Origin of the sequence: Aliiroseovarius halocynthiae (genome assembly GCF_007004645.1) — a bacterium.
GTDB classification, from domain to species: Bacteria; Pseudomonadota; Alphaproteobacteria; order Rhodobacterales; family Rhodobacteraceae; genus Aliiroseovarius; species Aliiroseovarius halocynthiae.
Window position 1 is genome coordinate 292,749 of the sequence record NZ_ML660020.1, and the last position, 26,362, is coordinate 319,110.

24 protein-coding genes are annotated in these 26,362 nt (G+C 57.5%); 5 read left to right on the top strand and 19 right to left on the bottom strand.

Annotated elements, in window-relative coordinates; genetic code table 11:
• Nucleotides 1-659: 659 nt before the first annotated feature.
• The 5 genes from FIL88_RS10350 to FIL88_RS10365 form a co-directional block, all read right to left on the bottom strand.
• Nucleotides 660-2,594 (bottom strand): ATP-binding protein, encoded by a 1,935-nt coding sequence (locus FIL88_RS10350; RefSeq protein ID WP_142853776.1) that lies wholly within the window; start codon nt 2,592-2,594, stop codon nt 660-662.
• Nucleotides 2,591-2,818, bottom strand: coding sequence for a hypothetical protein (locus tag FIL88_RS10355; protein WP_142853777.1), 228 nt, complete (start codon nt 2,816-2,818; stop codon nt 2,591-2,593). Before FIL88_RS10355 ends, FIL88_RS10350 begins: the two co-directional genes overlap by 4 nt.
• 5 nt (nt 2,819-2,823) lie before the next feature.
• A complete protein-coding gene (locus FIL88_RS10360) occupies nt 2,824-3,993 on the bottom strand; it encodes a hypothetical protein (RefSeq protein WP_142853779.1) in 1,170 nt (389 codons plus the stop codon).
• The gene (locus FIL88_RS16690) at nt 3,983-4,300 is read right to left on the bottom strand and encodes a hypothetical protein (RefSeq protein ID WP_185960908.1); all 318 of its coding nucleotides are present in this window, start codon (nt 4,298-4,300) and stop codon (nt 3,983-3,985) included. The genes FIL88_RS10360 and FIL88_RS16690 overlap by 11 nt, the downstream gene beginning before the upstream one ends.
• A 323-nt stretch (nt 4,301-4,623) precedes the next feature.
• The gene (locus tag FIL88_RS10365) at nt 4,624-5,700 is read right to left on the bottom strand and encodes a hypothetical protein (protein WP_142853780.1); all 1,077 of its coding nucleotides are present in this window, start codon (nt 5,698-5,700) and stop codon (nt 4,624-4,626) included.
• A 202-nt stretch (nt 5,701-5,902) separates the two neighbouring features.
• Here FIL88_RS10365 and FIL88_RS10370 point away from each other — a divergent pair, with 202 nt between their 5' ends.
• Nucleotides 5,903-7,183, top strand: coding sequence for an acetylornithine deacetylase/succinyl-diaminopimelate desuccinylase family protein (locus FIL88_RS10370; protein WP_142853781.1), 1,281 nt, complete (start codon nt 5,903-5,905; stop codon nt 7,181-7,183).
• Between the two features lie 9 nt (nt 7,184-7,192).
• Here the strand turns inward: FIL88_RS10370 and FIL88_RS10375 are convergent, their stop codons facing one another.
• Both FIL88_RS10375 and FIL88_RS10380 read right to left on the bottom strand, forming a co-directional pair.
• Nucleotides 7,193-9,715: an ABC transporter permease gene (locus FIL88_RS10375; RefSeq protein WP_246066683.1), complete on the bottom strand. Its 2,523-nt coding sequence runs from the start codon at nt 9,713-9,715 to the stop codon at nt 7,193-7,195.
• The gene (locus tag FIL88_RS10380) at nt 9,712-10,380 is read right to left on the bottom strand and encodes an ABC transporter ATP-binding protein (RefSeq protein WP_142853782.1); all 669 of its coding nucleotides are present in this window, start codon (nt 10,378-10,380) and stop codon (nt 9,712-9,714) included. Before FIL88_RS10380 ends, FIL88_RS10375 begins: the two co-directional genes overlap by 4 nt.
• Nucleotides 10,381-10,406: 26 nt before the next feature.
• Between FIL88_RS10380 and FIL88_RS10385 the strand changes: the two genes are divergently transcribed.
• Nucleotides 10,407-11,060 carry an arylesterase gene (locus FIL88_RS10385; protein WP_142853783.1) on the top strand — a complete coding sequence of 218 codons (654 nt, stop codon included), beginning with the start codon at nt 10,407-10,409 and terminating at the stop codon, nt 11,058-11,060.
• A gap of 153 nt (nt 11,061-11,213) precedes the next feature.
• Entirely contained in the window at nt 11,214-11,834 is a 621-nt protein-coding gene (locus FIL88_RS10390) for a response regulator transcription factor (RefSeq protein ID WP_142853785.1), read from the top strand.
• Nucleotides 11,835-11,839: 5 nt separating this feature from the next.
• On the opposite strand, the gene ccoS is transcribed toward FIL88_RS10390, so the two are convergent.
• The 9 genes from ccoS to ccoN all read right to left on the bottom strand — a co-directional run bounded on the left by ccoS (nt 11,840) and on the right by ccoN (nt 21,025).
• The gene (ccoS, locus tag FIL88_RS10395; protein WP_142853786.1) at nt 11,840-12,001 is read right to left on the bottom strand and encodes a cbb3-type cytochrome oxidase assembly protein CcoS; all 162 of its coding nucleotides are present in this window, start codon (nt 11,999-12,001) and stop codon (nt 11,840-11,842) included.
• 4 nt (nt 12,002-12,005) lie between these two features.
• Entirely contained in the window at nt 12,006-14,201 is a 2,196-nt protein-coding gene (locus tag FIL88_RS10400; protein ID WP_142853788.1) for a heavy metal translocating P-type ATPase, read from the bottom strand.
• A gap of 32 nt (nt 14,202-14,233) precedes the next feature.
• On the bottom strand, nt 14,234-14,719 hold the full coding sequence (locus tag FIL88_RS10405; RefSeq protein WP_142853790.1) for a FixH family protein: 486 nt from the start codon (nt 14,717-14,719) through the stop codon (nt 14,234-14,236).
• Nucleotides 14,720-14,722: 3 nt separating this feature from the next.
• On the bottom strand, nt 14,723-16,135 hold the full coding sequence (gene ccoG, locus FIL88_RS10410) for a cytochrome c oxidase accessory protein CcoG (RefSeq protein WP_142853792.1): 1,413 nt from the start codon (nt 16,133-16,135) through the stop codon (nt 14,723-14,725).
• A gap of 172 nt (nt 16,136-16,307) precedes the next feature.
• A complete protein-coding gene (locus FIL88_RS10415) occupies nt 16,308-17,306 on the bottom strand; it encodes a hypothetical protein (protein WP_142853793.1) in 999 nt (332 codons plus the stop codon).
• Nucleotides 17,307-17,577: 271 nt separating this feature from the next.
• A complete protein-coding gene (gene ccoP / locus FIL88_RS10420) occupies nt 17,578-18,450 on the bottom strand; it encodes a cytochrome-c oxidase, cbb3-type subunit III (protein ID WP_142853794.1) in 873 nt (290 codons plus the stop codon).
• A 35-nt stretch (nt 18,451-18,485) separates the two neighbouring features.
• Nucleotides 18,486-18,665, bottom strand: coding sequence for a cbb3-type cytochrome c oxidase subunit 3 (locus FIL88_RS10425; protein ID WP_407642362.1), 180 nt, complete (start codon nt 18,663-18,665; stop codon nt 18,486-18,488).
• A 9-nt stretch (nt 18,666-18,674) separates the two neighbouring features.
• Nucleotides 18,675-19,409 carry a cytochrome-c oxidase, cbb3-type subunit II gene (ccoO, locus tag FIL88_RS10430; RefSeq protein WP_142853795.1) on the bottom strand — a complete coding sequence of 245 codons (735 nt, stop codon included), beginning with the start codon at nt 19,407-19,409 and terminating at the stop codon, nt 18,675-18,677.
• Between the two features lie 14 nt (nt 19,410-19,423).
• Complete coding sequence (ccoN, locus tag FIL88_RS10435; protein WP_142853828.1) at nt 19,424-21,025, bottom strand: cytochrome-c oxidase, cbb3-type subunit I; 1,602 nt, start codon at nt 21,023-21,025, stop codon at nt 19,424-19,426.
• A 213-nt stretch (nt 21,026-21,238) separates the two neighbouring features.
• Here ccoN and FIL88_RS10440 point away from each other — a divergent pair, with 213 nt between their 5' ends.
• The gene (locus tag FIL88_RS10440; RefSeq protein ID WP_142853797.1) at nt 21,239-22,078 is read left to right on the top strand and encodes a universal stress protein; all 840 of its coding nucleotides are present in this window, start codon (nt 21,239-21,241) and stop codon (nt 22,076-22,078) included.
• A gap of 30 nt (nt 22,079-22,108) precedes the next feature.
• On the opposite strand, the gene fnrL is transcribed toward FIL88_RS10440, so the two are convergent.
• Nucleotides 22,109-22,849, bottom strand: coding sequence for a transcriptional regulator FnrL (gene fnrL / locus FIL88_RS10445; protein ID WP_142853798.1), 741 nt, complete (start codon nt 22,847-22,849; stop codon nt 22,109-22,111).
• Between the two features lie 78 nt (nt 22,850-22,927).
• Between fnrL and hemN the strand changes: the two genes are divergently transcribed.
• On the top strand, nt 22,928-24,283 hold the full coding sequence (hemN, locus tag FIL88_RS10450; RefSeq protein ID WP_142853799.1) for an oxygen-independent coproporphyrinogen III oxidase: 1,356 nt from the start codon (nt 22,928-22,930) through the stop codon (nt 24,281-24,283).
• A 34-nt stretch (nt 24,284-24,317) separates the two neighbouring features.
• On the opposite strand, the gene FIL88_RS10455 is transcribed toward hemN, so the two are convergent.
• Nucleotides 24,318-25,076, bottom strand: coding sequence for a lipase family protein (locus tag FIL88_RS10455; RefSeq protein ID WP_142853800.1), 759 nt, complete (start codon nt 25,074-25,076; stop codon nt 24,318-24,320).
• A gap of 70 nt (nt 25,077-25,146) precedes the next feature.
• The gene (locus FIL88_RS10460) at nt 25,147-26,283 is read right to left on the bottom strand and encodes a hypothetical protein (RefSeq protein ID WP_142853801.1); all 1,137 of its coding nucleotides are present in this window, start codon (nt 26,281-26,283) and stop codon (nt 25,147-25,149) included.
• Nucleotides 26,284-26,362: the final 79 nt, after the last annotated feature.

Consider the following 26,362-nt stretch of genomic DNA (forward strand, 5'->3'; position numbering starts at 1 on the left):
TAGAAGGGAGATCAGGCTAAGTGATGCCATCAATGCCGAGGTGCACAAAAGGCTGATCGACAGAGACAGATAGGGGCTAATCTTCGAAGCCCAATCCCACCAAAAAGCAGCAACAAACGCTATACTTAGAACGCCTAGGACTAGTGAAACGATTGAGAAAGTCAGAACAAACACAATCTGTTCCTTTCATGACGGTTCCCCAAATCAAACGCATCAGAGTCTACGCTATAGCGATGCGCCCGGCCCGAGGGTGGGTGCGGAACGCGCCCGCCCTGTGGGGCGGGTCGGGCGCGTCGCGGCGTTGCCGCGTAAAAACCACTATGCTCCCATTCCACACTCATCCGACTTTCACCTTTAATCGAGAACGATAAACCAACCAAAACGCGCCTTGGCAAACAAGAACAGGAACCAAAACGCAGAGAGCACCGATCACCAAGATCAGGACAAACTGCGAGGACACCGTCGTGTCCAGAGCATTGATAATCGCCAGAAGCGAAAGGGCCCCATAGTAGATCACTGCAAACAAAACTGAGACCCATACACCAATGCGAACACGTCTCTTGGAGCATTCACCCCAAACCGCTAACCAACCCGCTGCAACTGATACTAACAACGGCGGGAGCAGGATTCCGAAGACTACGGCCTGATGTAGCACGATCTCACCCTTTCCCCTCCAAATACCGCTTCTTCGCCTCTTCCTGACGACCGAAGTCGCGGACCATCGCCTCGATGGCGACCTCGTCTGATTTGTCGGCATAGCGGAATTCTGAGTCGGCGTAGCGGTTGACCTCTTGGATCACCATGTCGGTGGTGATGGGCACGCGCAGTTCGGCGATCATGTCTTTCTTGGTGTCATAGTCTTTCACCAAGAACAGCTCGGGGTTTTCCATCCATTCGTCGGGCAGTTCAAAGTCCATCGCGCGGACTTTCACCGCGTCGGTGATGTTTTTGATCGAGCGGCCCGTGAAGCGTTCGTCGGCCTCCTGAATACCTTTCAGATAGGTGCCGATTTTGGCGATATCGTCGAGTTCCCCGATCTTGTCATGCACGCGGTCGAACACGTTCATCAGCCCCGTTTCCTGCGGCTTGTTATGCGCCTCGAAACTGCGCGCGACGGCGGATTTGATTTCCTGCGCGCCGTAAAGGTCATGCTTGCCCAGCGGGATGTCGTGGTTCTTGCCCATCAGCAGATGCAGGATGTCGATATAATCCTCGCGCGTTTGGGGGCCATCGACCAAGAAGCGCGCGCCGGCGCGTTGGCGCAGGGCGTCGTCCACATTCTCGGGATAGTTCGAGAACATGCCGAAGGTGCAGTTCCCGCGCACCACGGTGTTGGCGCCCGCGAAGCTTTCCATCAGGACCGCTGTGACTTCTTGCTGGCCCGCGCTGGATTGGCGATCCCCGCGTTTGCCCGCAATCTGGTCGATGTCATCCACGGTGCCAAAGCCGATCACATTGGGGTCGAGCACATTGTTGATGAATGCCTTCGCGTTCTGGCCCGATTTACCCTGATAGCTGTCGATATTGTCGATGCCGAAGTTTTGGTATCGGAACGGATAACCCGCCACCGCGCAGTAATCATTGACCAGCCCGGCCATCATCTGGATCAGCGTGGTTTTCCCCGTACCCGGCGCACCGTCGCCCATGAAGGTGAAGATGAAGCCGCCGAGTTCCGCAAACGGGTTCAGCTTGCGATCGAAGTCATATGCCATCAGCATTTTGCTGAGCTTCATCGCTTGGTATTTGGCGATGTGGTTGCCCACGACCTCGTTCGGCTTCTTGAAGGTCATCGTGATCTTGGACCCACGATGGGCGCGCGATGGCGTGAAGCCCGAGATCGTCAGCTCATCTGCCTCGACCCGGTAGTTGGCCGAGGTGAACGGGCCAAGATGGCTGGCAGTTTGCGCACGTAGCGCAACTTTTTCCATCAGCTGTTCGACATAGGCAAGCACCGTGGGGACGAGCTTGTCTTCGGATGTCACAAAGGTGGCGAGTTCCTGATCCAGCTCCCATAGGGCACCGTTCAAAGCCAGCGGAGCGTTGTCCGTCAGGATTTCCTCAACAGCGCCGACTTCGATAGGTGTCTCGCTGGCGTGTTCAGCCAACATGTACGACGTCGCGTTGCCGAAGACATAAAGGACGATCAACGCCTCGGCGGTCAGGAGTTCCGAGAACGCGGCGGATTTGTCCGCGCCCAACCGGCCTTCAAGGTTTGCACGGCGAAGCGCGGCGAGTTCGGTCTGCTCTGCAAAGCCCTCGCCCACGGCAAGCGCAATCGCGATGGCACGGCGCAGGGTGTGCAGAACGGTCGCCTGAAGCGGAGACACCAGCGGGTCGTCCCCGTCTGATCCTTCGATCCGTTCCACCAAATGCACACCTTCGGGCCGCGCGGTTGATCGTGTCACCAGACCCGGCGTCGTGGATCGGAATCGACGCGCCCGCCCAATGCCCGGGCTGCGCTCTGCCTTGGGCGCTTCCTTCGGCTTGGCAATCCGGGGCGTATGATCAAACCCATCCAGATGCCCCGCAGCAGCAGCGTAATGCGCGCGGATTTCTTCTTCGCGAAGCTCCATCAGATCAACAGGCAGGCTCATTTGTCTTCTCCAAACGCAAACTTCAAATAAAATGGATCTTGGGTTTTGATTATCTGCAAGCCATTCGCGCTTGCCGTCGCCAGTAGATCCACACAGCACAAACACGCATCCAGAGTGAGCCTTTGTGGATCGTAAGCATCATCGTAGACAATCTGATCAACCGATTTGGCAAGCGAGGCCAAATCATCTGCGACCATCCCGTTAATCTCAATCTCAACGCACATCTTCTTTACCGATAGCTCAAAACCCGGCCACCCGGGCTGACAACAAATTTACGTACATCGTGGAACCCGGCGGGGTTCTTTTCGGCCAGCACCTGAAAGGGACGTTCAGGCATGATGATGGCGCGTTCCATGCTGGTGGCACCGATGTTCGAGCCGGACCCGGCGAAGGGATCCAGCGCAAAAATTTCACGCTCTACCTTGCCGAACCAGCCAGACTTTTCTTCTTTGACCGAGGCACTTTTCAGCTCTTCCACGGTCCAGGCCAGCGCCCAGTCTTCGCCGGGCGGGCTTTTGGCCTGCTCCAACACCTCGCGCAGGGGGCCTGTCTGGCGCGTGAACGTGTGGCTGTACATCGGGCCGACATGGAAACGCCGCAGACGTTTCGGATGCAGGTCATCGAAATCCTTGTCAAATCCGGTGGCAATGGTCACCAGTTGCAACCCGGCCATGGATTGCGCCATCAAATGTGACTGGACCTGAGGCCAGCGGCGTTCATCTTTGGGCAGCGCGGTGCGGCCCGTATCCTCAAGCTCCATCAGATAGATGGTGGGCAGATTCACTTCGCTGTCATAGACGGCCCAATGGGTCAGATAGGTGCGACGAGGGTCGCGCGCTTCACCCTGATTGCGCAGCCAAATCACATCGGGATGCATCTGCGGCCAGAACAGCTCGCCCTTTTGCAGCTCTTCATAATAGAGCCGTTGCGACAGTGCGTATTGCAGCCGTTTTGGAACCGACAGGTCACCGACAATCTGACTGACCATCTGGCTTTTGAGGTCCTCGACCGAGGCCATGCCCTTTAAATGCGTACCCGCCTGTGCGGCGTCGGATGCCATCTGCAAAAGCTCGGCATGGATCGGAAACCCGCTGTCACGCCGATCAAAGGTCAGCGTCGCCCCGCCCAGCCCATAGGCCGTTTCGGACATGTGGTACTTGTTGGCCAGCGCCTTAAAGCTAAGACCCAGCTTGATCACGTAACGGGCCAGCACATCGACCTCGTCGCGTGTCAACTTGCCCTCGACCTCCATCTGCCCAGCCACACGGGCCAGATGCGCGGTGATCTTCTCGAACTTCGAGAAATAGCGCCGCGTGATCTGCGTGTCCGTCAGCTCGGCATGATCCGGGCGGGCGAAGCCTGCCGAGGCGCGTTCAGTGGTTTTGATGTTATCGCTCATCGTTGACTTCATCTCTAGGTTTTCTGAACAGCCAAGGGCGATGCTCTCTCTGAATTTGTTGGTATTTTTGCCGTGTCCTTGCCAATTCCGACATAGCAAAAACTATCCAAAACGCGGTAGCAACCAACACCAACACCCTACCAAAGCTAGTGCCAAGCCCAAAATACTCGTCCGCCAAGATCACAAGGCTGAGAAATAAGGCCACTCCAATGGAGCCGCGCAAAAGAGTCACCAAAAGCAACCTGACAACTGCGCTTCTCTCACTCATCTCAGTTAGCTGTTTCGATGCCTTCGTGTCGTTCGTCATAGCTTCCAATCAAACCGATGAGGGCGGCGCCTGACCGTGGGTGGGTGCGAAGCGCCCTCCCGTGGGGAGGGTCGGGCGCTGCCCGGTCTATCGACCGGGCGATACTTCATATGGCTTTGGCTTTGCACTTTGGCCTCTTCGTTGCTCCTTCCTTAAACGAGTTGCCGAAATCGCAAAGGCAGATGCGCTAATCGCCCAGAACGGCGCTGACGGCAGTAAGGTAACTACGTCAAGAAGGATCATTATCGGAAGGAAACAAACAAGATCCACAAACCAATCACGCCAGCTCCGCGGCGGTTGCGTGAATGGGTATCGCATGCGCCCTACCCCCCATAAAGGTTCTTGTCATGCTTCTCGACGATCTCGGCAAAGCGGCGGGCGAAGCGTTCGTCGGCTTTGGCCTTCTGTTCCAGCACGTCGCGGGCAAAGACCATCTGGTCTTCGTGGGCTTCCATCATGTCCGCCATGCGTTGGTTCGTTGCCGTGCCAATCGCGGCCATCGCGGCTTGGGCTTCTTTGTCGGTCTCGACGCCGATTTCGTTGATCCGGTGCGCCACATCTTGCTGCTGCGCGGTTTTCAACGACTTGGTCAACGCGTCATACAGCACCACGCGCTGCTTGGTGTCTGTCTGCAGCTTGTTGATCAGCACCATTTGCGTCGCCGCTTGGTTTTGCAGCGAGTCGACCCAGGTCTTGCCCTTCTCGATATAGCGCTCAAGCGTCTGCGACTTGGCGAGCTTCACTTGTTCTTCCTGCACCATCTCGTTGTATTGGCTGTTCAGATCGGCGAGTTCAGTCTCGAGCTGCGTGCGTTTGGCGGCGTCCTGCTCGTTAGCGATCTTCCCCTCAAGCTCGATGATCTTTGGATCCATACCAAGGATCTCGGAACGCAGGGCTTCCAGCTCGCCCACGGTCATTTCGCGCTCGTCCAGCGTGGTGGTCAGGTTCGCACCCACCTTTTCCTTCTGCTCGTTCAGCATGGCCAGCTGACCTTCCAGAAGGTTCACAATCGAATCCGACTGCGCAATCAGCTCTTGCAACTTGTCGTCGATGGACGCCGTGCGCATCCGTTCCTGGCGCATACTTTCGGATTTGCCCTTCGAAAAGATGCCGACAAACGTCTCCCAACCCGTCTTCGACCGCATCTGGTCAAAGTCCGACGAAAACCCCGAGGTCACATCATCCAGACCCATAATCAGCTCGGCGATGTTGGCATTCATCGCTTCAGTATGGGAATGCACGTCGTCCAGCGTCGCATTTTCAATGTCGATTGAAATATCTTCACCCGTCGCGGCCTTTGCGCGCGCGGTTTCGATCCGCGTTGTCAGTTCCGAGATCTTGGACTGCGCTTCTTGAACTTGCGCTTGGCTCTCACGAATCTGTTTATCAAAGCTGGACATGTGCCCTCCTACGTTCCGTCAATTCTTCAGCAAGGTCTTACCGCCCGCGCAAAAAATGTTAATGTTTATTACATTGGTATTTAGGTCGAGCTTACCGCGAATTAAAGACCCGCAACAGCGTTTTCCGTCGCGTTTTCCGGGAAATTCGGCTGGGTTGATATCCACCATTGAGATAGGCGCGCTGCACGCCTAGGCTTTGTCCATGACTGATCACACCGCCCCGCTTCTTGCCGAAATTGCGCGCCGTCAGGATGACCTGATTCGGCTGACCCAAGACCTGATCCGCATCCCAACGCTGAACCCGCCCGGCCGCGAATATCGCACGATTTGCACCTATATCGCCGAGCGTATGGGCGCACAGGGCTGGACGGTCGAACTGATCCGGGCGGAGGGCACACCGGGTGACTGCACCGACTATCCGCGTTGGAATGTCATCTGCCGACACGAAGGCACGCAGCCCGGCGAATGCGTGCATTTCAACAGCCATCACGACGTGGTTGAAGTTGGGCACGGCTGGACCAAGGATCCGTTTGGTGGCGAACTGGAAGACGGGCGCGTGTATGGGCGCGGGGCGTGCGACATGAAAGGCGGGTTGGCCGCGTCAATCATCGCGGCCGAGGCCTTCGTGGCGCTTTACCCCAACCATAAAGGTGCGGTCGAAATCAGCGCCACAGCAGACGAAGAAAGCGGCGGCTATGGCGGCGTCGCCTATCTGGCCGAAAAAGGCTATTTCGACCCGGACCGCGTGCAACATGTGATCATCCCCGAGCCCCTAAACAAGGATCGGATCTGTCTGGGTCATCGCGGCGTCTGGTGGGCCGAGATCGAGACAAAAGGGCGGATTGCCCACGGATCTATGCCGTTTCTGGGCGACAGCGCCATTCGCCATATGGGCGCCGTGCTGGAAGAGATGGAGCGCCACCTTTTTCCCCTGCTGGCCACCAAGCGCACGGATATGCCCGTCGTACCGGAGGGCGCGAAGCAATCGACGTTGAACATCAACTCGATCCACGGCGGAGAAGCGGAGCAGGATCCCAACTTCACCGGCCTGCCCGCGCCCTGCGTGGCGGACCGCTGTCGCATTGTAATCGACCGGCGCTTCCTGATGGAAGAAGACATCACTGAGGTAAAGGCCGAGGTTACCCGGATGCTGGAAGCAATCCGGGCCGAACGCCCCAATTTCGAGTACGAGATCCGCGACATGCACGAAGTCATCCCGACGATGACCGACAAGAACGCGCCTGTCGTGACGTCGACCGCGGCAGCGATTGAAAAGGTGTTGGGCGCACAGCCATCCTATGTGGTTAGCCCGGGCACCTATGACCAAAAGCACATCGACCGGATTGGCAAGCTGAAGAACTGCATCGCCTATGGGCCGGGCATTCTGGATCTGGCGCATCAGCCCGATGAATGGGTGGGCGTGCAAGACATGATCGACAGCGCGGGCGTGATGGCCCTGGTGTTGAAAGAGCTGTTGGGATAGCACGCAAGGCTACTCGCGCGCGCGCAAGACGCGTGCGGGTTTTGCGGATAGCGGACGATAGGCGAAGAACAACCCTGCCAAAACCGTGGCGATGACACCGCCTGACACGATCGCAAGCGCATTTGGAAGATCGAAGACAAAGCGTTCTTCCATGATGTAATGCGTCACGGCCCAACCTGCGATGCCGCCCGCAATCACCGCAACGACACCAGCAGCAGCGCCCAGCATGGCCGAGCGTATGGCAAAGTTCAGCAAGATCCCAGCGCGGGACGCTCCCAGAGTTTTCAGGATTGCGGCCTCGTAAGTGCGGGCACGCTCGCCTGCGGCGGCGGCCCCCATCAGCACCACGAAGCCCGTGACCAGCGTGGCAAGTGCGCCATAGGTGATCGCAGCAGCCACCTGCCCCATCAGCCCGGTGATCTGGGTAATCGCATCGCGCACCGAGATCAGGGTGATATTCGGGTGGGCGTTGCCCAAGTCGCGCAGGATTGCGGCCTCGCCGTCCTGCTCAGAATAGATCGTAGCGATATAACTATGCGGTGCGCCAGCCAGCGCCGAGGGGTTCATGGTAAGTATAAATCCCATCCCCGCTTGGCTGAAATCGACCTCGCGCAGGGATGTGATTTCGCCAGTGATATCACGGCCAAGAATGTTGACGGTCAGGACATCGCCCAGACCAATCCCCATCTCGCGCGCCTCTTCTGCTGCGAAGCTGATCTGGGGCGGGCCTTGATAATCTTCCGCCCACCATTCACCCTCGACCACAGTGGTGCGCGTGGGGTGGGCCGAGTAGGTCAAACCACGATCACCCTGGATGACCCAATGGCCGCCAGCGACGTCGCGCGCGGGGCGGTCGTTGATCTGCGTGATGATGCCGCGCAGCATGGGTGCTGTGTCGATACGACTGACGAAGGGATCACCCTCGAGTCGGGATTTTACGGCCTCGATTTGATCGGGCTGAATGTCCACAACAAAAAAGCTGGGGGCCACATCAGGCAAGTCACGCGAAATCGCACCGCGCAGATTGTTGTCAATCTGGCCGACTGCGGCCAGCACCGCCAACCCAAGACCAAGGGACAACACAACCGCGCCGGCCTCTCCGCCCGGCCCTCCGACTGCGGTAAAGGCCATCCGCAAAGTTGGGACGCGGCGCAGGATCTTTCGGTGACCCAGCCAGCGCGCAGCGTATTTAACTGCAACGCCGGTCAAGACCAGCGTCGCGAAGGCTCCGCCCAAACCAACGAAGCTCCACATCGCCAGTCCCGGCATGCCTGAGAACCGCGCAGCCACCCACACGAGCAGCGCCAGAATGGCAATGCACAACCCGATGAACAAAGGCCGAGGAAGACGGTTTGACCCAAGAGCCGCATCGCGAAACAAATCGGCGGCCTTGACCTCTTCCGTGCGGGCGAGCGGCCAGAGTGTAAATAGCAAGGCGGCCAGAGCCCCATATAATGCGGCTTCTGCTAACGCGCTGGAATAGATGGTCAGCTCGGTCGAAATCGGCAGGGATTGTGCGATGATCGGGACCAGAAGCGCGGGGATCAGCGCACCCAGCATCACACCCAAAAATAGCCCCAGCAAGGTCAGGATACCGATTTGCAAGAAATAGGTCAGGAAGATCACCTGACGCTCGGCCCCCAAGGCGCGCAAGATCGCAATCGTGCCGGTTTTTTCATCCAAATACGACCGGATCGCCGCCGAGATCCCGACACCGCCAACCGCCAGCCCCGCCAGCCCCACCAGCACCAGAAAGGCACCCAGACGGTCAATCAAGCGGCGCATTCCGGGCGCACCGTTACGTGCATCCTGCCAACGCGCGCCACGCGGCTCCAACTGGGGCACAAGCTGCGCATAAGCTGGTACAATGCCCCCTTCAGGCAGGCGCAAACGATAGTGGCTGTCAAAAAGCGTGCCTTCAGACAGCAGGCTTGAACCATCCAAGGCCGTGCGGCGTAGGATCGACCGAGGACCAAGGCCAAAACCAGCCGTAGCATTGTCAGGTTCGCTCACCAGCTCGGCCATCAGGACAAATGGGACTTCGCCCAACGTTAAACTATCCCCGATCTGAAGCCCCAGGCGGTCGATTAACAGGTCATCCATCACGATGCCTGAAAGACCGTCCCTACCATCCAGCGCGGCGGCCATGGGCATCGGCGGATCCAGCTTCGCCTGCCCATAGAGGGGATAGGCATCATCAACCGCCTTCACCTGCGTCAACGCGCGTTCATCGCCCACCACGATCATCGACCGGAAATCCGCGATGACCGAAAGCGCGTCCGCCGCGTCTTCGATTAGGGCCAATTCATCGTTATCTGCAAACCGATACGTAAAGGACACGGACGCATCCCCGCCCAACAAAACTGCTCCTTGGCTGGACAGTCCCGCGCGCAGGGCTTCGCGCACAGATCCGACGGCAGCAATAGCCGCGACACCCAAAATCAGGCAAGCAAGGAAGATGCGGAAACCCTTAATCCCACCCCGCAATTCGCGCCGGGTCAGACGCCACGCCATTGCAACGTTCTGGATCATGCAATCAGCCCATCCTGAATGTGGATCACGCGGTCACATCGCTCGGCCAATTCGGGCGCGTGGGTAACAAGGATCAGCGTCGATCCGTGTCGGTCGCGCAGGCCAAATAGAAGGTCCATGATGGCCGCACCGGTGGCGCCATCAAGATTGCCCGTGGGTTCATCTGCCAACAAGATTTCGGGGCGCGGTGCTGCGGCGCGGGCCAACGCGACACGTTGCTGTTCCCCCCCTGACATCTGGCTGGGGTAATGGTGCAATCGATGGGACAGGCCAACTGCCTCAAGCTCTTGCGTGGCGCGGTCGAACGCGTCCGGCACACCTGCCAGTTCTAATGGGGTTGCGACGTTTTCCAGCGCAGTCATGGTTGGGATCAGGTGGAAGGACTGAAACACGACGCCCATATGATCACGGCGAAATCGTGCCAGCCGATCTTCGCTCATCGCGCCAAGGTCTTGACCCAGCGCTTGAACAGTCCCACCTGTGGCCTGATCCAGCCCGCCCATCAGCATCAAAAGCGAGGATTTGCCCGACCCGGATGGCCCCGTCAGACCAATGGTTTCGCCCGTGGTCACATTTAGGTCAACGCCCTTGAGGATCTCGGTCCGGCCTGCACTATGGCCAAGCGTCAGGCGCACATCGCGCAGGGAAAGAACCAGAGACGTCATCGGCGAACCTTCTTTAGGAGTACAACATGGTATCACGTGCATATGGGGTTTTGACCAGCGGTCTCAAGGGACTCATCGCGGCAGTTTTGATGAACTGCGCTGCACATGCAGAAACTACGACCATCCTTGCGATAGGCGACAGTCTGACTGCTGGGTACGGCCTTCCACAAGGCGAAGGCTTTGTACCACAGCTGGAAGCGGCGCTAAATGCACAGGGACTGAACGTTCACATTGTGAACGCCGGCGTGTCCGGGGATACATCGGCAGGCGGGGCTGCGCGACTGGGATGGATCCTGACAGACGAGGTCGACGTCGCACTTGTCGCGCTTGGCGGCAATGACATGCTGCGCGGAATCTCGCCCGAAGAAACACAACGCAATCTGTCAAAGATACTGACCGAACTGGGCAACAAGGATATTCCAACACTGCTGGTCGGAATGTTGGCTTCAGCCAATTTCGGGGAAGTTTATCGCACTGAGTTCCAACAAGTCTTTCCGGACCTTGCGGAAACCTTCGATGTTGCTTTGTTTCCAGATTTTCTAGAAGGCATCGCCAGCGCTGGCAGCTTCGCAGATGCCCAACGCCTGTACTTGCAGGCCGATGGGTTGCATCCTAACAGGGAAGGTGTCGCCCTGATCGTGGACAAAATGGTCCCTGCTGTGGTATCCTTTCTGAGATAATTTCTCCGCGACGCCACAATAAGTTGAGCGTGACGGGATTTACTAAACGGGTAGCAGTAAAACCTATCCCTTGAGACACCTATCGGGGGGTTCCTTACTGTGACAATCTGACGTCCCGTTGTAGCAGTTCGAGCGTTCAGGCTCGACGCGAAGGTGCGGAGCGCCGCTTTGAAGATACTGATCGCCTCTGACGATTCTGCGCTGCAGCGCAAGGCTCTCGCAGCCGCTGATATATGTGACATGCCGACTCCAACCGGGGTCCAATCTATGCAGCGCGCCCTCGATATCTTAGAAAAATCCACCAGCTTTGACTGCGCGATACTGGACTATCGTCTTCCCGATCTTGGCGGCTTGAAAACGGTAGAAAAGCTTTGCCGTCGCGACAAGCACTTGGCTGTCGTTCTGCTGCTGCCAGAAAAGGAAACTGAGGCCTCTCGACAGGCGCTGCGGACCGGCGCTTGCGTCGGTGCTCCAGTTGAAATCTCGGAAAGTGCCTTGGCCAGTATTCTGAATCTGATCTACGAAGATTTCGGCCTGATGGTCTATCCCAATGCACGTCAGTCCAGTTTCAAACGAGACGAGACCGGATTGTCGCGCCGCGAGATGCAAATACTTGAAAGCTTGTGCGAGGGGCAACAGAACAAGGAAATCGCGCATTTGTTCGGCATTCAGGAAGTGACCGTAAAGATGCATATGCGATCAATCATCAACAAGCTGGGGGCGAAGAACCGAACCCATGCAGCCATGATTGCACTTAGAAACGGGATCGTCTGACCCGACTATTCTTCAGGCGGCTTGTCGTCCCACCGATCGCTTAAAATGCGATGACCATCCCCTTCGGGATCGTCATATTGCTCGGATTTCAAAGTCCAGAAGAACGCGGCCAGCCCCAATCCGCCCAGAAGCAGGGAAATCGGGATTAGGTACACAAGGACGTTCATTAGCTTAGCCTTTCTTCAAACGCAGAGCATTCAGTGACACTGTCACCGATGAGGTCGACATGGCAAGCGCTGCAGCCAATGGCGTTGCGAACCCCATCAATGCGATCGGAATGGCAATGGCGTTATAACCTGCAGCGATGGCAAAGTTTTCCTTGATCCGGCGGGTGGCGGATTTCGACATGTCGATGGCCCCCGAGAGCGGCTCCATCGATTTCCCCAGAAGCACGATATCGGACACCACGCGCGCAGCCTCGAGCGCCGAGGCGGGCGAGATGGACACATGAGCGGCCGCCAATGCCGCCGTGTCGTTCAGACCATCGCCAACCATCAAAACCTTACGACCGGATTTGCCCAGACGGGCCACGTACTCGGCCTTGTCTTCAGGCAGCGTGTCAGCTTTCCAATCCTCGATGCCCACACGGCCAGCAATGTCGGCCACGGCGGCGGGTACGTCACCCGAGATCAGCGTGACGCCCATGCCCTTGGCTTTCAGGGCTGTGATCGCCGCTTCCACGCCGGGGCGAAGTGCGTCGGTAAACGTGAAAGCTATGGGCTTGGCACCCGAGATCGACAGATACGTTGCGGTCTGTCCGACGGCATTAGCGCCCAGCCATTCCGCGCGGCCAAGGCGAACAGTTTTGCCGTCCCATTGACCTTCGATGCCCTTGCCCGGCACTTCGGTGACTTGTGTGACCTCGGCAGGCTGCACACCGGCAGCGCGCGCGGCTTGGGTCAGAGATTGTGCCAGCGGGTGGCTGGAACCCTCGGCCAACGCAAGGGCAACCTGCAAGTCTCGGTCCTTGTGACGGCTCAGCGCGTCCAGCGCGGGTTTGCCTTCGGTCAGCGTGCCGGTCTTGTCAAAGACGACGTGATCGACCTCGGCCAGACGTTCCATCGCGGTGGCGGACTTCAACAGCATCCCTTGCTTAAAAAGACGGCCCGAGGCTGCGGTGGTCACCGCAGGGACCGCAAGGCCCAGCGCACAGGGACAAGTGATGATCAACGTGGCCACGGCGATGTTCATCGACATGCGCCAGTCGCCAGAATACCAAAACCAGAACAGGAAGGCCGCAAAGGACAGCAGATGCACGACCGGCGCATAGACCGCAGCGGCCTTGTCTGCCAACGACGTATAACGGTTGCGCGCGGTTTCAGCGATCGCAACCAGATCAGCCATTCGGTGCAGTGAGCTGTCGCGCCCGGCGGCGGTCACACGCACCGTCAGGGGGCCGGTCAGATTCACTTCGCCTGCTGACACAATGCTGTCAGGTGATGCAGCCACAGGCAGGCTTTCCCCCGTCAGAAGCGAGCGGTCCAGCTCGCTTTCGCCACCAGTAACGATACCATCCACGGGTACGCGCGATCCCGGCACGACGCGCACGATGTGACCCGGTTCAAGCTCGGACACGGGGACTTGCTCGTCGGCTTGGCCATCCACCGCACGGAGCGCGCGGGGCACTTCAAGCGCGGCCAGTTCCTCGGCGGCAGACCGCGCCACAGCGCGGGTGCGATAATCCAGATAGCGTCCCGCCAGCAAAAAGAATGTCAGCGACAAAGCCGCGTCGAAATAGGCATGTTCGCCTGAATGCATCGTCTCGTATATCGACATTCCCAGCGCCAAAAGGATCGCCAGAGAGATCGGCACGTCCATGTTCAAGCGGCGTACCCGAAGGGCCGACCAAGCGGACTTGAAGAACACTTGGCTTGAGAAGCCCACCGTCGGAATGGCGATGGCCGCGCTGATCCAGTGAAACAGATCGCGCGTGGCGTCAGCAGCACCGGACCAGACCGCAACACTCAGCAGCATCACGTTCATCATGGCGAAACCCGACACGCCCAAGCGCATCAAAAGATCTTTGCCGTGTTTGTCTGTGGCAGTCGCGGTCAGTTGACCCGGATCCAGCTCGTAAGCTTCAAAACCGACACCGGTCAAATAGTCGGCCAGATCCCGTGCCTCGACATCGGGATCCACATCAACAACAGCGCGTTTCAGCGTCAGGTTCACCCGCGCAGCCCGTACGCCATCCTGATTGGCAAGCCCACGCTCGACCCCCGCGATACAAGCCGCGCAATAGATCTGAGGCAGCGACAAAACGATCCGCTTCGCCTCCATCCCATTGCCGTTATACCCTTTGCCCGCCTGCGCTTCTGCAAGCGGGGCGGCATCACAGGCCGGACAGGCAGAGATAGGAGCAGCCATAGCGTTTTCCCTTTTACACCTCAGATGACGACCTAGTTGGCCTTCAGATGGATCTGGATACGTTGTTGAAAGCTGGTGCCGTCATCGGCGACCGCATTCATCCGCAGGTTCCAGTTGCCCTCACCCAGCTTGCCCACCTGTGCAACATAAGCGCCGGTCGAGCTTTGGTGAAAGTCAGGTTCTTGATCTTCGTTCACATGCGTCGCACGGCCCAGAAGGCCGTAAAGCGACGCGACGGTCACGGAATCTCCGTTCACGTCTTTGATGTCCAAAACCAGCGTCTCACCTTCGATCCGGGCCGAGACATCCCAGCCAAGGGCTTCTTGTGCGGTACGCTTGGCGTCAAACTGCTGGCTGGCAACGTAGGAATTTTTGGTTTCCAAGCCGGGGAATGTCCCCACGGCCGAATAGGCCATGAAAACATTCACTCCGATGATGATCGAGAATGCAGTGACCACGATGGCCAGAACATGTTTGCCAGTCAGTTCGAACTCTTTCTTCTCGGACTTGTCTGCCATGGCTTAGCGCCCTTTCCCGTTAAAGACAGTGTCAAGATGGGCACGGTCTCCGGTCACACCATCCACGACCCAGATGCGCAGGTCAGAACGATCAAGCTTTGCGGTTTCCGAACCCGGAGGCGCAACAACGTACAGCCGTTGTTTGGCCTCGGTGTCAGGCGGAGCTACTAGCACAAGTTTGTCCGACCCTTCCAGTTCTACCGTCAGATTGCTGCCGTCGGTCAGGGTAAAGTAATAGGGCCATTCTTCACCGTGACGGTTGCGCACGCCGACATCATAGGTGTTGCGGATCGAGCCGTCCGACAGCGTCACATAGGTCGGGTTGCGCACGGGGCGAATGGTGACGTCCACCTTGGGACGGGCAAAAATAGCCACGGTCAGAGCGACCCCAACAAGCGTCCAAAGCGAGGTGTACAGAATGGTGCGCGGACGCAGCAGGTGCTTCATCACCGGGATTTTCTGGTTCCCAGCACGCTCGTATGCTTCATCTTTTAGTGCAAGATAGTCGATCAGGCCGCGTTCCTTGCCGACCTTCACCATCATCTCGTCACATGCGTCGATACACAGACCGCAAGTGATGCATTCCATCTGCTGGCCATCGCGAATGTCGATGCCCATGGGGCAGACCGCGACACAGGCGTTACAGTCGATACAGTCGCCCAGATCGTCCCGTTTCTTACCACGGCCTCGTGGTTCGCCCCGCCATTCGCGATAGGCGATGGTGATGGTGTCTTCATCCATCATCGCGGCCTGAATACGTGGCCAAGGGCAGGCATAGATACAGATCTGTTCACGCGCGATGCCGCCGAAGAAGAAGGTCGTCAGGGTCAGCACCAGGATGGTCGAATACGCCAGCGGGTGCGCCTGACCTGTCACCAAATCCATCAAAAGCGTCGGTGCATCCGCGAAATAGAACACCCACGCACCACCCGTCGCGACCGCAATCAAAATCCACGCGATGAACTTAACGATACGTTTGCGGATCTTCTCGGCATCCCATTTCTGGCGGTGCAGACGGATCCGGGCATTTCGGTCGCCTTCGATCCAGCGTTCTACAAGGATCATCAAGTCGGTCCACACGGTTTGCGGACAGGTATAGCCACACCACACGCGCCCGGCAGCCGAGGTGAACAGGAACAGCCCAAGCCCCGCCATAATCAGAAGGCCCGCAATGAAATAGAACTCGTGCGGCCAGATCTCGATCCAGAAGAAGAAGAAACGGCGGTTGGCCATATCCACAAGGATTGCCTGATCGGGCAGATTTGGCCCACGGTCCCAACGGATCCAAGGGGCAAGATAGTAAACGCCAAGGGTAAGCCCCATGATCCACCACTTGAGGCTTCGGAAGGTGCCCTTTACCCGTTTCGGGAAGATTGGCTCGCGCGGGGCGTATAGCTGTTCTGGGGCGTCAGACATGACTGTTTCTCGGATCCTGTGTTTCGCTTGATATTCCAAGTAAGAATAATTCCAGATCATAGCCTTGATGTGGATCAAGACATCATTTGGCCGATCTGCGCGACAGCCCTATCTAACCCTCTGAGAAACCGCGAGATTGCAGAGTGACGCAGTGCAAAAAGGTCGCAGGACCTTAATCTGGCGCAGAAGGCAGGGCCCGCTGTGAATTGCGTACCGCATCGGCAAACGATTCTGGATCATCCACGTGCACACAGATTTTGTCTGACATCCGCGAGAAGCCGTGGGTGAAACTGATCTGCGACGGATGCGACAATGTTATCACCACGTTCTGCTGCTCCATACCCGGCAATAAGGCCAACTGTAGGGCATCCGATGGCACAGAGGACACTACGTCAATTGCGACGATGGATTCGTAGCGAACCGAGACCGACCCGAATAGTCCACTTCGCAGGTGAAGCTGGTCATGCGCTGCGACGTGTGGACGGCGCGACAATGCCCGCGCATGACCGATCAAGAACACACACAGCATCAAGCTTGATCCTGTCAGAACCCAGGCAAACAGCTCCGAGATCAAAGCGGCCGCGAAATGCACCGCAACGGCTTCCAGCAGGACAACGCTTGCCAACGCACACAGAATTGCCCCGAATCCAGTGGATTGGTGACTGCTGAACTGGTCAATCCGAAGTGAGACGGGTTTGGGTGCCCAGAAGCAATAGAGCAGCGATGCGATTTCGGATGCGAATATCTGTGCGACACGCTTGTTTTTCAAAACATGAAGGGATGACGCCTGTAGCCGTGTGTACAGATCTGAACTGCTTTGCTTGGGAAGCGTCCAAAGCCCATAAGCGAGCCCCGCGACGACCGCCAGCTCGATCGCAATTGGTAACCCGACAGAGAGATGTTCAAACACCTGGCGATTGTCGACAGGAAGCGTAAGCCAAGCCACCCCAAGTGCGATTGCAAAGACAAGCGCAAAGGCCCATCTGGGAAGGTCGCGCTTTCGGGAACAAAACCAGTAAGCAAAGGGAGCTGTGATCAAGAAGTCCAGCGTGACCGCAGTCGCAAATGCTGGGCTGGTTTGAGCAAGCTGTGTCATTGCCAAGAATGCCGATACAGCCACGATGCCACACGCCAAGAGTTCGGGCCAGAATACAGAGTTCGCGTTTCTCATCGATCGTCCCTCAATCCATAAATCTACCATTTGCAGAATGGAACGTGACAACTCCCCCGATAAAAGTCACGCAATTCATTTTGGGACACTCGAATAGGCAAAAACCCGGATGCGTTGGCACCCGGGTTTTCAATTAGGACGGCACCGACCTCGGAGAAACGCGCGAACAGGATCAGAGGTCGGTGCCTTTGACCGGGGAGTGAGGCCCCGGATCTTGGGCTGCCCCGGCGCAGCTGCGCGAGGGCAAATTTCTTTGGCCAAAGGCCGAGGCTTATTCGCCGCCACCCAGCTGGTGGACATATGCCGACACAGCGTTGATCTGACTGTCAGTCAGCTTGCCGCTCCAGGCTGGCATCACGCCATAGGGGCCTTCCGACACGATCGAGGTGATCGTGTCTTTGTCGTCGCCGAACAGCCAGATCGCGTCGGTCAGGTTCGGCGCACCTTGGCTGCGATCACCCGTGCCATCTTCCATGTGGCAGGACGAGCAGTTATCGGCGAAGACGACAGCACCATCCGCAACCAACGACATGTCAGCAGCATCTTTGGTCTCTGGCGACAGCGACATGGCATAGGCCACGACCTGTGCGATTTCTTCGTCGCTCAGATAGTCGTCGCCAAAGGCGGGCATCTCGGAATAACGCGTGTCGTCGTCATCTTCCGAACGAATGCCGTGGGCAACAGTTGTCTGGATATCTTCCAGCGCACCGCCCCAAAGCCAGTCATTGTCCAACAGGTTGGGATAGCCAACGTTACCAGCTGCTCCCGAACCGTGACACTGCGAACACCAGGTGGCGAAGGTCGCACGGCCCGACTGAATGGCATAGTTGTGCAGATCCGAACCTTGCTCCAGTGCAGTCAAGTCAGCGGAAGCCAGTTGAGCTTCCAGTTCGCTGTTCATGCCCTTGAAGCGGTCGATCTCGTCAGCAACTTCCGCACGGGTCGAGAAGCCAAGGTAACCAGCCGTGGCCCCTTTGATCATCGGCCATGCAGGATAGGCGATTGTGTACCAGATCCCCCAAACGATGGTCAGGTAGAACACCCAGACCCACCAACGAGGCAGCGGGTTGTTAAACTCCTGAATGCCGTCCCATTCGTGGCCCGTCGTTTCGGGCTCTTTCTTTTCAACAGGTTTTTTACTCATTGCCGCAACTCCTTTTGAGCTGAGCGCCCGGGACATCAGTCCCGGTCACCGGCAGGTTTGTCTTCGTGGCGGAAGGGGATGTTCGCAATGTCCTTGTGGATCTTGTTGGATCCCGGTCGGAACGCAAACAGTGCTGCCCCGACGAAAAAGGCGAACATCGCGATCAGGAACCAGCTGTCAGCGAAGGCTCGCATAATGCCATAGGTGTCCATCATCCCTACTCCTTACCGGCTTGCGTCAGGTGTGAAGGTCGAGAAGTCGACCAGAGTACCCAACATCTGCATATAGGCGATCAGAGCGTCCATTTCGGACACACCCGGCTTGCCATCGAAATTGCGCGCTTGCGCTTTCGGATAACGAGCCTGGAGCGCATCGACGTCCGAATTGTCGCCGTCCGGGTCAGCTTGGCTAAGCCAGTCTGCTTCCGCATTCGCGATCTGTTCGTCAGTGTAAGGCACACCCACGATCCGGTTCGTCTTCATCACATCCTGGATGTATTTCGGCTCGATCAACTTATCCAAAAGGAAAGCGTATTTCGGCATCACCGATTCCGGCACGACCGACTGCGGATCCGCCAAGTGGTCCACATGCCATTCGTCCGAGTAGCGGCCACCGACGCGGGCAAGGTCAGGCCCTGTCCGCTTCGACCCCCACTGGAACGGGTGGTCGTACTGGCTTTCAGCTGCAAGGCTATAGTGGCCATAACGCTCTACCTCGTCGCGCATCGGGCGGATCATCTGCGAGTGACAGACATAGCAGCCCTCGCGCACATAGATGTTCCGGCCCTCAAGCTCGAGCGGCGAGTAGGGGCGCATGCCTTCCACATCCTCGATGGTGTTTTCGAGATAGAAGAGCGGTGCGATCTCTACGATACCACCCACGGTGACAACCAGAAGGCTACCGACCAGAAGAAGCGTTGCGTTCTTTTCAAGAACAACGTGTTTGTCGAGAATTCCCATCAGTCATTCCCTCCTTATTCTGCCGGTGCCGCTGCTGCGTCGCCTGCTGCTTCAGCAGCCGGTGCACGCTTCACGGTCATCCAGAGGTTGTAGCACATGATCACTGCCCCCGTGAGGAACAGAACCCCTCCCAGGCCACGGACCACATACATCGGGAACTTGGCGGCAACGGTGTCAGCGAACGAGTTCACCAAGAAGCCCTGCGCATCAACTTCACGCCACATCAGGCCTTCCATGATACCGGTGACCCACATCGACGCGGCGTACAGAACGATACCGATCGTGGCGAGCCAGAAGTGCCAGCTGACCAGTTTCAGGCTGTAAAGTCCTGCGCGGTTCCACAGTTTGGGGACCAGGAAGTACAGCATCCCGAAGGTGATCATGCCGTTCCAGCCAAGTGCACCCGAGTGTACGTGACCAATGGTCCAGTCAGTATAGTGCGACAGCGAGTTCACGGCGCGGATCGACATCATCGGACCTTCAAAGGTCGACATGCCGTAGAAGCCGATGGACACAACCATCATACGGATCACCGGATCGGTGCGCAGTTTGTCCCATGCACCCGACAGGGTCATCAGACCGTTGATCATGCCACCCCAGCTGGGCATCCACAGCACGATCGAGAACACCATGCCAAGGGTCGACGCCCAATCCGGCAGAGCGGTGTAGTGCAGGTGGTGCGGACCAGCCCAGATGTACAGGAAGATCAGCGCCCAGAAGTGGATGATCGACAGCTTGTACGAGAACACGGGGCGTTCAGCCTGCTTCGGCACGAAATAGTACATCATGCCCAAGAAGCCCGCGGTCAGGAAGAAGCCCACTGCGTTGTGGCCATACCACCACTGTGTCATGGCGTCTTGTACACCAGCGAAGACCTGAACAGATTTCGAACCGAAGAGCGAAACAGGAATCGACAGGTTGTTCACAACGTGCAGCATGGCGACGGTGACGATGAAGGACAGGAAGAACCAGTTGGCCACATAGATGTGCGGCTCTTTCCGTTTCATCAGCGTGCCCATGAAGACCAGAAGATAGGCCACCCAGACGATGGTCAGCCAAAGGTCAGTATACCATTCGGGTTCAGCGTATTCTTTTGACTGAGTTGCACCCAGCAAATATCCGGTCGCTGCCAACAGGATAACAATCTGATAACCCCAAAACACAAACCAAGCCAGATTGCCGCCCCAAAGACGCGCGCCCGAGGTGCGCTGCACCACGTAGAACGAGCTGGTGATCAGAGCTGTACCACCAAACGCGAAAATTACCGCTGATGTGTGCAGCGGGCGCAGGCGGCCAAAGTTCAAATAGCCCTCGGCCCAGGCAAAGTTCAGATCAGGAAACGCCAACTGGAACGCAATAAACGTTCCAACCAAGAAGCCTACGACGCCCCAAAAGGCAGTCAAGGCAACGCCCACGCGTACGGGCCCATCCATATATCCGGTTTCAACGACCTTTTCGTTCCCCACACCTCGCAGCGTATAAACAAACAGGCCTGCCGCGATCAGAACCACCAGAATAGCATGTACTTGGTAGGCTACGTCGCGGGCATAGCTTGCGGCGATAGCGGCCAATACTGTGATCAGCGCGAAAATCACCAGTTTGAGGTAATCCCACATTTTGCGTCCCTTCGTCATTGTCATATGTCTTCTCACCCCAGCACGAGGCAGAGACACCTTTCGACTTGTGTCGGTTTGGACCTAACCCCGGGACCATGCCTTGATCCATGTCAAAACTTGACGCACCCGGCCGGTTTTCGGCGCTTGACCCATGTCAAAGCGTCGCAACCGAAGGCTTGGCACCCTCATTAGGACAATGGCTGGAGACCTGACATGAACTACAAAACGATCATGACTATCATCTCGGACGATTCGCGGTATCGGCCCGCGCTGGACACTACGCGCTGCCTGTCCGAGCGTTTCGACGCCCATCTAGATGCCCTTTGTCTTGGCATAGACCCTTCACGGCAAGGGTTTTACTATGCCGGTGCCTCGGCAATGATGGTTCAGGATAACTTGGTTCAAGTTCGTACGGATGTCGAAAAACTCGAAGGTGAAGTCCGTCAGATTTTGGCCTCGAACGTGTTGCCTTGGTCCACCACGGCATTGGCAACCCAATCGGTCACGCTGAACCATATTGTATCACATCGCAGTCGATTCGCAGATTTGATTGTACTGCCCCGCCCCTACGGTGAAGGGCGCGGCCATAATGCCGAAGCAATCATCGAAAGCGCTTTGTTTGATGGCGGCGTGCCCGTTTTGGTGCTGCCCGACGGGCATTCTTTGACGCATGCACCAACCAACGTGGTGATCGCGTGGAATGAAAGCTCCGAATCGCTTCGCGCGATTCGTGCGGCCATGCCATTTCTGAAAGCCGCGACGTCAGTTTCGATCGCCATCATAGACCCACCTCAGCACGGGCCAGAACGGTCAGACCCGGGCGGATCCCTCAGCCAAATGCTGGCGCGTCACGGCGTGCGGGCCGAGGTATCGGTGCTGGCGAAAACCATGCCGCGCGTGGCAGATATTCTGAACCGCCATGCCAGCGACAAGGATGCAGATCTGATCGTGATGGGGGCCTATGGCCATTCGCGCTTCCGCGAATCCATTCTTGGGGGCGCGACACGGCATATGCTTGAGGTTGCAGAAGTTCCGGTGCTGATGGCGCATTAACGCCATCGCAACAGCACACATATTGGCGGCCTAGAAGATATGGCCGCCATCCACATCATCCCCAGTCTCGCCTATCAATTTCTGAAGGTCTGGGATGTGCACCTGACGCTTGCCCTGCAAGTTTATCACTTCGGATTTCTTCAAGGCCGAGATCTGGCGACTAACCGTTTCCAATGTCAGTCCAAGATAGTCTGCCATCGCCTCGCGCGTCAGGGGCAGATCGAAGCTCATCCCGTCCTTCGGCAAACGCTTGTGAAGCGCCGCATCCCGGCGGGCAATGATCAAAAGCAAGCTCGCAATCTTTTCGCGCGCAGTTTTCCGACCCAGAACCAGCATCCACTCGCGCGCGCTGTCCAGCTCGTCCAGCGTCATCTGCAACAGCCGCCCACCAATCGACGGCGTCGACCCCATCAGCGATTCAAACGGCTTTTTGCGAAAGCAGCACAAGGTCAGATCAGTCACGGCAACCACATCAAACGGGGCATGCTCACGACCGGGGCGGCCAATAAAATCAGACGGTAGCAAAAGGCCCACCATCTGAGTGCGGCCATCCTCCATCGTCTGGCTCAATGTTGCGATTCCCGTCACTACACTGGCCACGAATTCCATAGGGTCGCCAGCCCAGATCACGGGCTGCCCCGCTTCATAGGTTCGGTAATATTTAATGTCGTCCAGATGATCCAACTCCTCTGGTTCGCAGCGCGAACACACGGCACGGTGGCGGATCGGGCAGGTTCCGCAATCTCTGGGGTTGAAACTGGTGTCGTTCATGGCTTCCTGAACAAGAGAAGTATCTTGCTTTGATCCTGATCAATGTCAGTGGCGCGTTTGGTGTTACAGCGTATTCGAATGCAGACACTTACGCAACTCAAACGCCTTGGTCTTTTTGACGCGCGGGTACCCCGCTACACCAGCTATCCGACTGCGCCGCATTTCAAGGCAGGCTTCGAGGCCGACACGCTTACCAACTGGATCCGCGCGATTCCAGCAGGTGATAAGATTTCGCTTTATGTGCATATCCCGTTTTGCCGACGCCTGTGCTGGTTCTGCGCCTGCCGCACCCAAGGCACTTCGACCGCCGAGCCGGTGGCCGCTTATGTCGACACCCTGAAAGCTGAGCTGGCCACGATCAAATCGCTTCTGGCCCCGGGGATCGAGATCGAGCATCTGCATTGGGGCGGCGGGACGCCAACGCTGTTGCAGCCCGAGATGATCGCCGATCTGACCATGGCCATTCTGAACACGATGCCGCTTGCCGACGGGGCGCAGTTCTCGGTCGAGATTGACCCGTCGGAAGTCGACGACACCCGTCTGGACGCGCTGGCCGCAGCAGGAATGAACCGCGCATCGATCGGGGTTCAGGATTTCGACCCTATGATCCAAGAGGTCATCGGACGCCCGCAGAGCTATGAAATCACAAAGGACGCTGTGGACGGGATACGCGCGCGCGGGATCGACAGTTTGAATATGGATATCCTCTATGGCCTGCCGCATCAGAACACAGCCCGGATCACAGATTCAGTTGAGAAGCTGATCAGCCTTGGCCCGGACCGAGTCGCCTTGTTCGGTTACGCCCATGTTCCGTGGATGGCCCGCCGTCAGACCCTAATCCCGACCGAGGCCCTGCCCTCGGCTGAAGAGCGGTTAGAGCTGTTCAACACCGCCCGCGACCTGTTTGTCGCCAATGGCTATGACGAGATCGGCATCGACCATTTTGCCCTGCCAAGTGACGGTCTGGCGCAGGCCCATAAGGCGGGCACGATGAAACGGAACTTCCAAGGCTACACCGAAGATGCGTCTCAGGTGCTGATGGGTATCGGCGCAAGTTCTATTGCGCGCTATCCGCAAGGCTATGCGCAAAACCAGCCGGCCACCGCCAAATACCAAGCCGCTGCACGGGACGGGATTCTGGCCGCAGCCAAGGGACATAGTTTCACAGGCGAAGACATCGCACGTGGCCGCATTATTGAAGAGCTTCTGTGCTATTTCCGGGCTGATTTGGCGGCGCTGGCCAAGGAGCAGTCCCTGCCGGTAGAGACCCTTCTTGAGTGGGTCAGTGGGCTTGAGACCGCGATGCCCGGAACCACGGACCTGATCGATAACGTCCTGACCATTCGTGACGCATCCCGGCCACTTGCCCGTATCATCGCCCGCCACTTTGACGCATATGATATGAATGAAAGCGGGCATAGTCAGGCGGTGTAGTTCCCGCCTGATCCATCGAGGAAACGCAAAGTCGCTAGGGTGATTTTTTGCGGTATCCTGCCTCGGTGGCGATGCGGTCCAGCACATCCGTCCAGGTCAGGCCGTGTTCAAATTTCCCATCGCGCAGAAAGCTTTCAACCTGCGCGATGACCAACGGGTTCACCATCATAAACGTGTGCGTCACGGGTAGGGTGATGTGGTCCTCCATACCGTCGATCCGCGTGCTTTCGACCGAAACCTTGCCGTCATCCTCACCCTCGATCACAGCAGAATAGATCGGATTCAGCGACCGGTTACCCGCAATCACGCCCAGCTCGAACCGAGGGCGGCCGGTCTGATTGGGAACCGAGTTCTCTCCGGTGCCCAGCTGCAATCCAGCAGGACCATTGATCCATTCGAACGGTTCCAACTCGGCAAATTGATCGACCAGTTCGGACCCCTTGTTGGGCGGGGCCAGCATCACCACGCGCCCCAGATTGGCTGGGCGGTTTTTCTCAAGCCAAACACGCGCCAGAATGCCGCCCATCGAATGCGTAACGAAGTGCATTCGATCTTTCCCACATTGGGCCACGGCAGGCGGTATAGCGGCCTCGACCAAGACCGAGATCTCGGCCTTGGTCGAAGGATAGCCCAAATTAACAACCTTATAGCCCTCGGCCTCGAGCGCTTCTTCCATCACCCATAAGGATGATTCCGAGCGGGCCAACCCATGCAACAGCACAACGCAATCTGCGCGGGCTGGAAGCAGGCCACCTAGGGTGATCAGAAGGGCGAATATAGCGGTCAATCTCATGAGACCAGAATACCCGTATCAACATTAAGGTTCGAGCCGATCGGCCAGTTATCCACCCAATGGGCGCTGTTCAGCGCACTTCGGTGTGAAAGCCTGGGGCAAACCAGCGAATGATCAGCGCCCCTGCCCCGGCAATGGCCACAGCCAGAACGCCGATCCAACCGATCACAGGGATCATTGCCAGAACCGTAACCGACACCGCACCCACTGCCGCCGCGATCGCGCGTTCGGTCAGAGTCTCCGGCAATGGGCGGTTCATCGCGCTCAGAACGGCAACGCCCAGAATGTAGGTGCCGATCACATAGCCTGCGACGCCCAACAACAACGCCAGTACGATCGACGCCGGGACCAACAAGATCCCATAGCCGGTCAAGGCAAACAGGAACAGCGATCCCGCAAGGGCCGAGATCGACAAAAAGCCCATCCACACGGCGCGCATTGGTGTCTCCAACGTGCGTTCACGCAGGTTTATCAGGAATGCTGGGGCCAGCGCTGCGATCAACGTTGCCAGCGCCGCCAGGATCAAGATGCTGGTGAATTGGCCGCTCAACCAAGCCATCCAACCGCCCGAATTGGGTTCGGCGGTCGCGCCGCCTTCCGGGTCGACCGAGGGATCAAATGCTTCTGTGGCGTGGCGCACGATGCGGTCGGCGGGCACAACATGGGCGGGAACTTCAACGGCATCCTCTGAATTCACATAAAGATGCAATGTGCCCTCGATCTTGGCATTCTCTCCAAAACTAATGGTCTTGGTCGAAAAACTGGCGTCACCAGCGATCACGCCGGTCAGCAAAATATGCTCGGCGCCAATGAGCGCATCATCACCGATAGATGCTGTAATCTCGGCCCGCTGGGCGGCCAGGCGCAGATCTTTCCCAATCGGTGCCGTCACAAGAACAGTGTCGCCAAACAGCTGAACGTCTCCGTCTACAGGCCCCGAAATATTCACGTTCATCCCAGCCGCATAGACGTTGTTGCCCACGGGTCCTGAAATCGAGACTGAGCGACCACCCGCATGGGCCGTCCCATTCACAGGCGCCGAGATCACCACGGTATTACCAGCCACGAAAGCGTCGTCCACGGCGTCACCCGACAGCGTGACATTGTCACCAGCGATATACGCGTCTTCGCCGAAACGATACACTTCGTCCGCGAGGCTGGGGGTTGCGATCAAAGTGGCGCACAGAAGAAGGAATGAACGAAGCATGGCTGTCCCTTGCCGATAGAGATGATGTTATCAACCTTAACATAGGAGGTGTTATCGGATTTGTAAGTGAGGATCGCAA